This window comes from Verrucomicrobiales bacterium, from assembly GCA_016793885.1.
GTDB lineage: Bacteria > Verrucomicrobiota > Verrucomicrobiia > Limisphaerales > UBA11320 > UBA11320.
Map to the genome: position 1 here is coordinate 1 of JAEUHE010000140.1, position 8,683 is coordinate 8,683.

Annotated in this window: 7 protein-coding genes and 1 pseudogene; 5 read left to right on the forward strand and 3 right to left on the reverse strand. The window is 53.7% G+C overall.

Features of this window, described 5'->3' with window-relative positions; genetic code table 11:
- Positions 1 to 158: 158 nt before the first annotated feature.
- From JNN07_15610 to JNN07_15625, 4 genes are all read left to right on the forward strand, one after another.
- The gene (locus JNN07_15610) at positions 159 to 1,424 is read left to right on the forward strand and encodes a DDE-type integrase/transposase/recombinase (GenBank protein ID MBL9169167.1); all 1,266 of its coding nucleotides are present in this window, start codon (positions 159 to 161) and stop codon (positions 1,422 to 1,424) included.
- Positions 1,417 to 2,250 carry an AAA family ATPase gene (locus tag JNN07_15615; GenBank protein MBL9169168.1) on the forward strand — a complete coding sequence of 278 codons (834 nt, stop codon included), beginning with the start codon at positions 1,417 to 1,419 and terminating at the stop codon, positions 2,248 to 2,250. Before JNN07_15610 ends, JNN07_15615 begins: the two co-directional genes overlap by 8 nt.
- Positions 2,247 to 2,636: a hypothetical protein gene (locus JNN07_15620; GenBank protein MBL9169169.1), complete on the forward strand. Its 390-nt coding sequence runs from the start codon at positions 2,247 to 2,249 to the stop codon at positions 2,634 to 2,636. The genes JNN07_15615 and JNN07_15620 overlap by 4 nt, the downstream gene beginning before the upstream one ends.
- 253 nt (positions 2,637 to 2,889) lie before the next feature.
- On the forward strand, positions 2,890 to 4,401 hold the full coding sequence (locus tag JNN07_15625) for a hypothetical protein (protein ID MBL9169170.1): 1,512 nt from the start codon (positions 2,890 to 2,892) through the stop codon (positions 4,399 to 4,401).
- On the opposite strand, the gene JNN07_15630 is transcribed toward JNN07_15625, so the two are convergent.
- Entirely contained in the window at positions 4,385 to 5,308 is a 924-nt protein-coding gene (locus JNN07_15630; GenBank protein MBL9169171.1) for a tyrosine-type recombinase/integrase, read from the reverse strand. The genes JNN07_15625 and JNN07_15630 overlap by 17 nt on opposite strands.
- 412 nt (positions 5,309 to 5,720) lie before the next feature.
- Here JNN07_15630 and JNN07_15635 point away from each other — a divergent pair, with 412 nt between their 5' ends.
- The gene (locus tag JNN07_15635; protein MBL9169172.1) at positions 5,721 to 6,512 is read left to right on the forward strand and encodes a choice-of-anchor E domain-containing protein; all 792 of its coding nucleotides are present in this window, start codon (positions 5,721 to 5,723) and stop codon (positions 6,510 to 6,512) included.
- Between the two features lie 1,159 nt (positions 6,513 to 7,671).
- Here JNN07_15635 and JNN07_15640 read toward each other — a convergent pair.
- Together JNN07_15640 and JNN07_15645 are read right to left on the reverse strand one after the other, a co-directional pair.
- Positions 7,672 to 7,992 (reverse strand): type II toxin-antitoxin system RelE/ParE family toxin, encoded by a 321-nt coding sequence (locus tag JNN07_15640; GenBank protein MBL9169173.1) that lies wholly within the window; start codon positions 7,990 to 7,992, stop codon positions 7,672 to 7,674.
- Positions 7,985 to 8,260: pseudogene (locus JNN07_15645) on the reverse strand (type II toxin-antitoxin system ParD family antitoxin). Before JNN07_15645 ends, JNN07_15640 begins: the two are co-directional and overlap by 8 nt.
- Between the last annotated feature and the right edge of the window lie 423 nt (positions 8,261 to 8,683).

Genomic DNA, 8,683 nt, shown 5'->3' on the forward strand with positions numbered 1-8,683 from the left:
CTCCATTTTCTCTCCGAGCACCATCACATTTCGCTCCTGGCAAACTACCGCTGCCTGCTACCGCCCTCCTGAACCTTGGGGGTTACCTGCCGAGCCCCCCCATCCCACACAACCCTATCTTTGAAGTTCGGTTCGGGGGTGGACCAGGCTTCCAGCGCATGAAAAATCCAGCCTCATCGGTTCAGGAGGCCGTTGCCCTCGGGCGATTGGCCTTGGTTCAGCAAGTCATCGACCTGGTTTACCAGCACTGGCCCCTTTCCACCGCGCTGGAACAGGTGGCCTCTACCCATCCCCTCCCCGGGGACGTCGACACTCCCCCCCAGTTCATCGCCCAACGCACCCTCGAAGACTGGTATTACCTCTTCAAGAAAGGCGGCTTCGATGGACTCAAACCCAAACAACGCTCCGATCGCGGCAAACCCCGCCGACTCTCCGCCGACCAGCAGCGCTGGATCCTGGAACAAGTTCGGTCCTTCCCCGGGGTCTCCGTCAAACTCCTCTACCGCCAATGGAAGCAAGCCGACTCCACCTTGCCCGCCCTCTCGGCCATCTACCGATGGTTGGAGCAGAACGACCTCGATGCCCAGGGACGACGTTACCTCCTGCGTCAAAACATCCCCGGCCCAACCAAAGCCTTTGAAGCACCCGGGGTCAACGATCTATGGATCGTCGACTTCTCTCCCGGTCCCTTCCTGGCTCTGCATCCCAAAACCATACCCACTCACCTCTGCCTCCTCATTGATGATCATTCCCGCCTTATCCCCTATGCTTCCTACGCAAAAGCCGCTGATACCCAAGCTCTCCTGGGCTGTCTCAAAGAGGCACTACGGCGCCGAGGTCTGCCCCGAAAGCTCTATGCCGACAACGGCGGGCCCTTCGTCAACCAGCACCTCAAGATCGTCTGCGCCAATCTGGGCATTCGGCTCATTCACTCCAAGCCAGGTAAACCCTGGAGCCGCGGCAAAGTCGAACGGATGTTCCGAACCCTGCAGGAGGATTTTGAAGCCGGTTTACGTTTACCCGGCCAAGGAGTGGGATCCCTGGAGGAACTCAACGGTAAGCTCTCGCTCTGGTTACAGGAAGTCTATCATCCGCGCGAGCATGGAGGGATCGGAGAAAGCCCTCAGGAACGCTTTGCCCGAAGCTTGCCCCTCTTACGGACCTTGGATCCTCATCTGGATCTGGACCGGCTCTTCTTCACTCGTATCGAACGGGTCGTGCGTAAGGATGGCACCGTCCGTATCGAGAACGAACTCTTCGAAGTGAACCTCGCCTTGCGGGGACTCAAGGTGGATCTGGAACTGGATCCCTGGATCCTCAACCCCGTCTTGGTCCGTTACAAGGGGCAGGACTTTGGTGTGGCCCGTAAAGTGGACCGGCATCTCAACAGTGAGCTCGACGGGGGGAGGACTTCCTATGAATGAGTTGGAGCTTTATGCCCGCAGCTGGGGAGCGACCGCCGTTCCGTTTGGTCCCCTGTCGGACCACCAATGGGTTTCGATCCCTTCTCAACAACGAGCCCTGAGCCTTTTGAACCAAACGGTAGCTTTGCGAGGGGTGATGCTACTGAGCGGAGGCAATGGGATGGGCAAGTCCACCCTCGTCGGTCGCTGGGCCAGACAGCTTGAACCCAGGCTCTTTACCCCAGTCTACCTCACTCAGGCCACCTTGAGTAGCTGTGGGCTTTTAGCCAGTTTGGCTCGGGGAGTGGGCAAACGAGGCAGCTTTCGTCGGGAACGAAACTTGGATGAACTCTCCAGCTACCTCTCCGAGCACGAGCGGCAGATCCTCTTAATCGTGCTCGATGATGCGCAGAACTCGACTCACAGCACGCTGGAGGAGTTACGGCTGCTCTTGGGGCTTAATCTCCCCAGCCAGCCTACCTTCGCTCTGGTCTTGATCGGCGATGAGTATCTGTTGGGACAGTTGCAGCTGCGTAATCACCGAGCTCTCTGTTCCCGTTTGAGTGCTCATCATCTCTTGAGTCCCTGGACTTTGGAGGAAATCCAGACGTATCTCAAAACGGGGCTGGAAGCTGTGGGGATCAATCGTTCCCGGGTGTTTGACCCCGCAGCGGTGGACTTGTTGGCACGGGCCACGGCGGGCGTACCGCGCAGCGTGTGTCTGCTGGCCCGGGCCGCCTGGCTGGAAGCCGCTCGGGCCGAGGTTAAGGAGATCAATGCCCAAACCATCCAGCAAGCGATGGAGCAAGTGCCAGGCTTGGCGGGATTGGTTCGCAACACTCCATGATCCAACGGATCCAAAAGGCTCACGCGTTGTACTGCCAGTTGACGGGGCAGCGCGTGAGCCTGCGCTTTGATCGGGAACGCCTGTGGTTCGAGCTCTTCCACTCGGGGTTTGATGAAGCCGATGTTCAACGCGTCATTGGCTATCTTCAGCGCGAAATCCGCCAAGGGCGCAGGAACGTTGGGGCGTTAAAACTTTCCAACCTCCTCCAACTGGACCGTTTCGAAGAGGATCTCAACATCAGCCGCGTTCAACTGCATCCGCCCAAGCCACACGCTCCCGAACCAAAGCCAGCGGCGCTTTCGCCGCCGAACTCACAGGAAGAAGAAGCGGCGCGTCAACGCGCCCTCCAGATCCTGGCCCGGTTCCGCGCTGAAAACGGCTGGTAGTCGCTCTCCCGCACCAATGAGCCGCAGGCTACACGGGGGGCCGCCTTACCGTTGTCCCGTCCCAAACTACGTCCTCTCCCACCTCACACACTGCCAACGTCCATACTCGACAACTCAGGTAAATCTCCACGGCAGACCGGGCTCATCTCTCCCGTTACTCCACGAGCCTTTCCGCTCCTTCCTCCACGGATCACTTCACAACTGTACACCTGTTAAAACCAGAGTGTGATTTTGATAGGACCCTTAGACTTTTATGAAGATTCAGTTGCTCCACTACCGGTTAGGAAGCGCTTTCTTGATGGGAATGCTCGCAGTCGCGTTGGTCCCATGCTGTAACGCGGCCATCTCTGTTAGTCTCTTCGATGGCCCCACTAAGATTGCTAGCGGCAAAACCTACACATTCCGATATCAACTCGCGGGCTCGTATGGGCCTGGTATTGGTGATGCGCCTATTATCACTATGGCGTTCTTCATGGGCCCCTCTTCTAAGCACGATATCGGCAAGGATCAGCAATTCCTTCTTAACCCCGGCAGAGTGCATAAGGCGATAATGGATCGAGGCCTCTGGGTTGCTCCCGGTTTTGTTTTTGAAATCGATCTAACCATTCCGACCGAGATCACGGCAACCTCGTGGCCGAGTAATCAAAGGCGCAAGAGGTGCCTGCCTCCCGGCACGAATTTCATCTACGCATTGGCGGTTACCGATACTACAAGCATAAAAGGCTTTTCGGCAGTAATTCCTAATATTGAACTGCTCTCGGTGACCCCGAATCCGGCTCGCCTAGATTCCGAGATACATATCACAGGGGATTTTCCGAATGTTCCAACCGAGCTAAGGATTAACCAAGCCTCTGTTATCGGCGCGTTTTGGTCCTACAATTCAAACCTGTCGCGAATAGATGCAAAGATTCCTCGTACTGCTTCGAGCTCCGGTCATATTGAGGTTTCAACCCCACTGGAGACGAACATCTCGAAGTTTGTTTTCCAACTTGCTTTGCCTGACTTGGCTTTTAGCCAGGATCCTCGCGGTGTGGTGCATTCGCGATTCACTAACCAGTTGGAGTCATCGGCTGTTGTAGCAAATTTGCCCTCGTATGTCTCGGTCACTGTCCAAAACAAAGGGAGCGCACCTAGCACCGGCGGTTCCTTGAGGATCTTGAAGGATTCCATTCTGTTGGCACTGGCAAGTCTCCCAGCGTTGGCGGCGAACGCCGAATTTCGTGTCGCCGATCTCCAATTGCCTCCGCAAGAACCGGGCAGTTTTGAGCTTAAGCTGGAACTTGAGCCTCCAGTCCTCACAAGAGAATCAGATGAATCGAACAATTCTCTGAGTTTGAGTGCGACCTTGAATGAGCCTTCTCAATTGGAGCAGTATCTGGGGCAATATCTTCCTCCGCATATCCTTGCTAATCCGGCGAGCGTCACTAGGGAGGCCGATCCAGATGACGATGGATTCCCGAACGCATTAGAAGCTTGCTTTGGCACTCATCCTCTTGAAGCCGATTCCGCAGGGTTCGGCATCCGGAACGTTGACGGAAGAATAGAGCTGATTTTACCTCGGCCTGTAGACATAGGTCAGATGAGGTTTGTTTTGGAATCAAGCATCGATTTAGTTACATGGAATCAGCTTAGAGACGGAATTGATTATTCGAAGTCGATCGTGCAAACGAGTTCTGGACCACGATTAGCCCTCGAACTCATCGACAGAGCACTTAGCGAGCGATTTATGTATTGTCGGGTCAACTGCCCTAATACTCCACCTTGAACGTCGGCGAATCCTCCGCCCGCATGTGTCGCTTGTCGTAGAGCCGGGTGGTGGAAATGCTCGAATGTCCAAGCCACTCCTGCACCCGCGCAATGTCTGATCCGTGCTCAAGCGCGTTGGTCGCCGCCGTCGCCCGGAGCGAATGCGGCCCCACCCCCTCACTTAAAATCCCCAACTCCCTGGCATACCGCGCCACCACATCCCGATAAATAGACCCCGGAGAAATCCCGAGCGTCTTTTGGGTCGCACGATTCGAGATGACGCGAAAAAGGGGACTGTCCGTCTCTTCCGCGTGCCCCGCCGCGAGCAGATACTCATCAATGAGCCTGACTGCTTTTAGGTGAACGGGCACATACCGAATCTTTTCGCCTTTCCCGTGAACCGTGAAATTCTTAACCCCGCGCCGAAGAGAAAAATCCTTCACGCGAAGCGAGCACAGCTCAGCACGCCGGAGCGCGTGATAAAGAAGAACTGAAAGAATCGCCCTGTCTCGTTTCCCTTTGAGCGTTCCTTCCGGCGGCGCATCACCAAGCGCTTTCGCCTGGGCATCCGAAAGCGCCGGGGTCTTCCCTTCATTCGCACCGTCTTTCGGACGCGCCACGCCCTTTACCGGATTGTGGGTCACGGCATTTGATTCACAAAGATACTCGAAGAGATCAGAGACGGCAGAGAGTTTTCTTCGGATGGAAGCGGGTGAGAGGTTCTGGCGCTCCAGATTTTTACGCCACGCGATCACATGCGATCTTGTGATGACGCGGAATTCTTCCGGTGCCTCGATTCCGGTAAACTTCATGAAGGCGGACAAGTCCGCCCGGTAGGCTTTCCGGGTGTTTTCGTTTTTGATGTTGGCAAACCACTCGATCTCGGGTGGCACTTCGGCGAGGCGCTGAAATTCGGGTCGGGTCAAAATCTTGTTTGAATCTTGGGCAGTAGGGGAGGCGGGCGTGAGATTCTGTTTTGGGACGGGTAGTGCCATGAAAGTGTGCTCCTGGGCGGGTAGGCTTTGGAGCACTATAAAATAGGTTATGGAACTCCGAAAGAGGGGGACTGCGGGGATGGACGAAGAAGGTTGGTTTGGCTCGGGGTCGGATGGTTTTGGGGAGGGCAAACTGCGGCCACGAGGTTTTTCTGGTTTCTGGTCGAAAGGCTCTTGCGCAGACAAACTCTTTGATCTGTGTCACGGGCCGCCAGCATCGTTTCTGCTGAAATGGTAAAAACGCTGTCGAAAATCAAAGGCTTGCAAACTGGGTTCTGCCGAATAGGATCAAAACTTAATGACTTCTGGTCGGACGAATCGTTTCCTGCGTTCCTCGCCTAGGATGTTCGCGCTCCTTTTATTGGCCACGCTACCGCCCGCGCTTGAGGGAGTTCGATTGCTCGCATCCGCTACAAATCTTCAATCGTTTGTCTATGCGACTGGTGCTGCGGGCTGGCAAGATCAGGATCCACTTGTTCGACAATTTGATCCACAGCTAGGTGACTTAGACACTGTCCGGCTAAATTTAGACATTAGCACAGATGGGTCCGTCGTTATTACAAACAGGAACCAGACTTACGAGACAGTTACCGTCGTCATGAGAAACACATTTACTGTCCGGCATGATTCTATGCTTGTCAGTATTGTAACCTCCAACGTCACCACAAGCGGCATCTCGGGTAGAAGTTCTCAGAACCTTTCCTTTTCTCGCCGTAACTTCAGTGGCTCCAAGGCACTTTTTCGGCACCAAATTGGATCTTTCATTGGTTTAGGCACAAATCGTTTCCACATAAATCGTGATGCACAGCCATTGGTCATTACGTGCCAGGATGGATCCTGCAATGTTACCGCGCTGCGGTTTACAAATGATGCCGCTTTAAGCGCTGTGTTCGAGTACGACTATGACCCGCCGCCTTTAATCGACCACTTCTCTGTCTCGACCAATTCAGTTACCGTTTCTTGGTCGGTTGAGTCTTTTCTGCTCTACAAGTATATTCTTGAGACATCTCAGGCTCTCCCACACTGGAAATCGATTCTCACGAATTCTAGATCGCCACGAAGGGTCGAGTTGCCCTTCGAAAATACTGGCACCAGTTTTTTCCGAGTTAGAAGACTCTACGAGTCAACACCATGAGTAGGGTCAAAACTTGTCGACTCTCCTAGTAGCACTCCAGTAGATACAAAAGAGCGAAGGTCACCCTCTGGCTCGCGTCGAGGGCAAGCGCTTGAGGAGTTGTCGATTCATCAGTTGGTATCAAAGAGGTGAGGTCATAGAACACGGACTTTATCCGAAATTCCATGCCCTCCAGCCAGAACCTCGAGCGTCTGCTAATGTGTATTGTCTGAGGACGAAAAAGATCATTAAGCACAGCTGCCAGCTCTGCTTGGAACCATTTGTTATTAGTTTCCGGGTCGAATGTTTTGTCTCCGGCCGCTACAAAAATTGCTATGGTGTTCGCTCTCCTTAGGCTATTGCCTATGGGCATTATCACAGCTTTCCTTATGATCTCTCGATCCCGCGTGGAATACTGAAAATTCGGGCATTGAGCGTCGCATACTCCAGCAACTAGTAGCATAAGCAGAGCTAAACCCGTCGCCATTCTCCCTAGTTGCATATTCCATTCCTTACGTAATATCTATTCCCTGAAACCCCTTCGTTGCGACGCACACGTTTACCAATTAGACCAGAGATCCAGTATCAGCCACAATAGTGTATTTCAGGTTGGCTCGGCATCGCCTCGCTAGGGCCCGAAGTTGGGATCAGGATCAGGCGAAAAAGTATATTTGCGCGAGCTCAGCCAACGGGGCGTCCACGAGGTTTTTTTAGGTTCTGGTCGAAAGGCTCTCGGGCAAAGAGCGGCCTTGATCTGTTTGTGTCTCCGCCACCTCCATGCAACAATTCGCGTTTCCAAGCCCGAGTAACAGGAGGAACACGCAATGCCCGGCACTGGACACCAAAGAGAGAGTTATCCCCAGCTTCCTGCACTGGAAGTGGGGGACCGATTCACGGTCGATGAAATTCCGCACCTGCCGCCCGTTGAACTTGTTCGTAAATTGCCGACCACCTGGGTTGTCGCTGAAGTAAAGCCGGACGGGAGCCGAGATCGGTGGAGCTATCGACTGAGTAAAGCGGCGCTTGTTGGGAAGACCGTAAAGCTATTGTCAAAAGAATTTCGCCCCGAACCTCAAGTGATGCCGACTCTCCCTCCTGTGCCGCCATCAGAACATGGAACCAGTTGATGAGCGAGGTTCCGGAAATTGGGATTCACATTCGACAGTAAGACGAGTAGCGCCTAGCCCTGATCAGGATCGCCAAACATTCGCCTGTGATCTCGGGATCCGTGTAGGACTCGAAGCACCTGAACGCCGTCAGATACCGGGCGGTAATAAACGATGTAGTTCGAAAATTCAGTTACCAGAAAAGAGCGGATCTCTTTAGGACTGGAGCTAAGTTTGCGCATACGCCCAATCCCCGGGTTCTCCGCCAGCAGCCGACAAGTGTCGTAAACAGCCTCAATGACCCGGTCGGCAGCGTCCGGGTTGTCCAGTGCAATGAACGTCCAGATGTTTTCGAGATCCGAAAGAGAATCGTCGTTTAGATAAAAGTTACCCACGGCTACGCTTCTCACCCACGCGCTTCTTTAACCGGCGAAACGCTTCCTCACCTTTGATGCCTTCACCTCGTTCAAAACGAGCAAGACTCTCTGAAAGCTTCGATTCCAGCTCGGCGAGAGAGGAAACTGAAATCCGTTTGAGAAGATCCTGCTTTTCCAGCAAGCGTAACGCATCCCGCACCACTTCGCTGGCGTTTTGATAGTCTCCACCTTCAATTTTTTGACCAACAAATTTCTCCCATTTGGGTCCCAATGATACGTTCATGGTAGTGCTCCGAGTCTGTGAATTATTCCACTCTCTTTAGCCTATCACGAATAACATTAGATGGCAATAGATAGCATCTTAGGTGTCAGCTGGAAATAAGTAATCTGAGCAACCGACGCCAAGGAGGTGGCCGTGGAGAACGGCGCTGAAGAAACGTCCAGTTGCTCAGACCGCTTTTACCTTGTGCATTTGAAGTTTATTTTCAAGGGGATTCTGAAAGCTCGCTTTGTCCTGGTTCAACACTGACGACCACCAGAGTCATCAGTCCTCATAGATTGATTCGCGAGCAATGGCTTCGTCTGAAAGGACTGGCCCAGGGCTCGAGTGTTCGGCGATCCAACTACGAAATGCAGCGAGTCTTTCAGCGGGACCATGCTTCTCGACAGGAACCAAATTGGAGATTGCTCCATCGGCTACGCCGACAAG

Bases quoted from the DNA above. Each gene is read 5' to 3' on its own strand.
- JNN07_15610 (MBL9169167.1), top strand. From the start codon at position 159: ATGAAAAATCCAGCCTCATCGGTTCAGGAGGCCGTTGCCCTCGGGCGA.
- JNN07_15615 (MBL9169168.1), top strand. From the start codon at position 1,417: ATGAATGAGTTGGAGCTTTATGCCCGCAGCTGGGGAGCGACCGCCGTT.
- JNN07_15620 (MBL9169169.1), top strand. From the start codon at position 2,247: ATGATCCAACGGATCCAAAAGGCTCACGCGTTGTACTGCCAGTTGACG.
- JNN07_15625 (MBL9169170.1), top strand. From the start codon at position 2,890: ATGAAGATTCAGTTGCTCCACTACCGGTTAGGAAGCGCTTTCTTGATG.
- JNN07_15635 (MBL9169172.1), top strand. From the start codon at position 5,721: ATGTTCGCGCTCCTTTTATTGGCCACGCTACCGCCCGCGCTTGAGGGA.